Source organism: Bacteroidia bacterium, from assembly GCA_016218155.1.
Taxonomy (GTDB): Bacteria; Bacteroidota; Bacteroidia; order Bacteroidales; family GWA2-32-17; genus GWA2-32-17.
Genome location: JACREQ010000004.1, coordinates 1 through 2670 on the forward strand (window position 1 = coordinate 1; position 2670 = coordinate 2670).

General features: G+C 33.3%; 2 protein-coding genes. Both read left to right on the forward strand.

Annotation, left to right across the window (positions count from 1 at the left end):
- Window positions 1-293: 293 nt before the first annotated feature.
- Window positions 294-1124, forward strand: a complete 831-nt coding sequence (locus HY951_00405) for a GntR family transcriptional regulator (GenBank protein MBI5538493.1) — start codon at window positions 294-296, stop codon at window positions 1122-1124.
- A gap of 200 nt (window positions 1125-1324) precedes the next feature.
- On the forward strand, window positions 1325-2670 hold a 1346-nt coding region (locus tag HY951_00410; protein MBI5538494.1), incomplete at its 3' end, for an ABC transporter permease.

Here is a 2670-nt window from a genome sequence, read left to right on the forward strand (position 1 = left end):
TAGAACATTCACCTGAAGTACTAATAGCTAAAAAAAATAGTATTGATAATGCAGGTATTAACTGTTTGATAGGGCTATTCATATATTTAAGTGTTTAAATATTAAATCACTAAGTTATGAATAAAAACAGTAATCGAATAGTTACAGCTTCAATTTAACAATTCAAATCGCAAATTAATTAGGACAATATTCCTTTAAATAATTGCTATTTCGCTTTTGATAAGCAATTTTCGAATTATCAAACGAAAATATTATCATACATTTACATCTTCAAAATAAATAGAACGATAAGCATGGCTGAGATAGGAAAACTAAACAGTTTGAGGGTTGTAAAAGAGGTTGATTTTGGACTTTACCTCGATGGCGGTGAGCATGGTGAAATTCTTTTGCCCAAAAGATACGTGCCTGAAAATGCCAAACCTGAGGATATTCTTGAAGTGTTTATCTACCTCGACTCTGAGGATAGAGTTATTGCAACCACCGAAACTCCACATATTATGGTTGGTGAGTTTGCATGCCTTAAAGCTGTTGCAATTACTTCAATGGGAGCATTTCTGGATTGGGGTTTAATGAAAGACCTATTCGTTCCTTTCCGTGAGCAAAAACAAAAAATGGAGGAGGGAAAATGGTATGTTGTGACCGTTTACCTCGATTACGATTCAAAGCGATTGGTTGCATCCGCCAAGATTGAAAAATTCCTCGATAATCTTCCACCAGAATATGATGCAGGCGAAGAGGTTGATCTGCTTATTTCAGGTGAAACCGATTTAGGCTTCAATGCAATTATTAACAATAAACATTTAGGCGTTCTCTATAAAAATGAGGTTTTTCAACCCTTAAAGAAAGGTGATAGGATTAAAGGTTATATCAAAAAAATTCGAGAGGATGAAAAAATCGACCTTATCCTACAAAAACCTGGATACCAAAAGGTTGATAATATATCTATGAGAATTGTTGATGTTCTTAAGGAACACAAAGGGTTCATTGCAATTACAGATAAAAGCGATCCTGATACCATCTACAATTTATTTGGAGTAAGTAAAAAAACATTCAAGAAAGCCATTGGATCTCTTTACAAATTCAGAGTTATATCTATTGAAGATAAAGGCATTAGACTTCTTTAAAATTCTTAATTTAAATAGAACTTGAGCAAAAAGTAAATGTCCCAAAATAAGGGCATACTTTTTCCTATTATATATTGTATATATCAATAAATAATTATTACACATTGCGTTAATGTTTTGTTAAAGCTTATAGATATTCTTTTTTCTATTATCAATATTCCATATTTTTATAAATTATTAAATTTTAAAGACATAAAACTATGATTAAAAATTTAATTAAGACCGCCTTTCGTAATCTATACAAGGATTTTGGCTATAGCAGCCTCAATATTCTTGGGTTAACCATTGGCATTACAAGCGCATTGTTCCTTATTATTTATGTTGCAGATGAGATTAGCTATGACAGGTACAACGAAAAGGCTGATAGAATCTATAGAGTATCATCGCACATCACCGAACCCGACGATCAATTTACTTGGAATGTTGCTCAAATACCTTTTGGTTCTCAAGTTGTGCAGGATTACCCAGAGGTTCAATCTTTTGTAAGATTCATAAATTTCCCCAGATTACTTTTTAAGTATAATGACAAGGAATTCTACGAGGAAAACTTTTTTTATGTTGATTCAACAATATTCGATATTTTCACTTATAAAACCATAAAAGGAAACCCCAAGGCTGCACTTCTTGAACCAAATAAAATAGTTCTTACTGAGAAAATTGCAAATAAATATTTTGGCAAAACAGATCCAATAGGTAAAAGCCTTATTGCTGGGGACAAGTCTTACGAAGTAGCAGGTGTAATTAAGGATGTCCCAACCAATTCACATTTTCGGTTTAATGCACTGGCCTCAAGGAAAAACCTCCCAAAAGAGATAGGAAGTTGGGGGAACTTTGGGGTATTTACCTATTTACTTTTCCCAGAACACTTTAATGTTAAGGCTTTTGAAACCAAAATACAAGGGATGTACCCCAAGTACATGGCACCAATATTTGAAAAGATAAATATTAAGATTGAATATAAACTTGAACCAATTACAAGAATACATTTATACTCAACAAATGCAGGAGAACCAGAACCAACAGGAAGTATTACCTATGTTTACATTTTTTCTATTGTTGCCCTGTTTCTAATACTAATTGCAGCGATGAACTACATGAACCTTGCCACTGCTCGATCATCAAAAAGAGCACGTGAAGTAGGACTCAGAAAAGTTGTAGGTTCTCGCCGAAGCATGTTAATATTCCAATTCCTATCAGAATCAACCTTATTTACAATTATATCATTAATATTAAGTTTTATTGCTCTAGCACTGCTACTGCCCAAGTTTAATCTACTGGCAGGTAAGTCATTCGACATAACCATTCTATTAAACCCAACTATACTGCTAAGTTTAATTGCAATTATTATTGCCGTAGGAATATTTGGAGGAAGTTACCCAGCCTTCTACCTTTCGAGGTTTAGCCCCGTAACCGTTTTTAAAGGTGAGATAACACAGGGCAATGCGGGTAATATGTTTCGTAAGATATTGGTAGTAATCCAATTTGCCATATCTATTGCAATGATAGTGTGTACACTTGTAGTTTTCAAACAACTTAATTTTCTAAA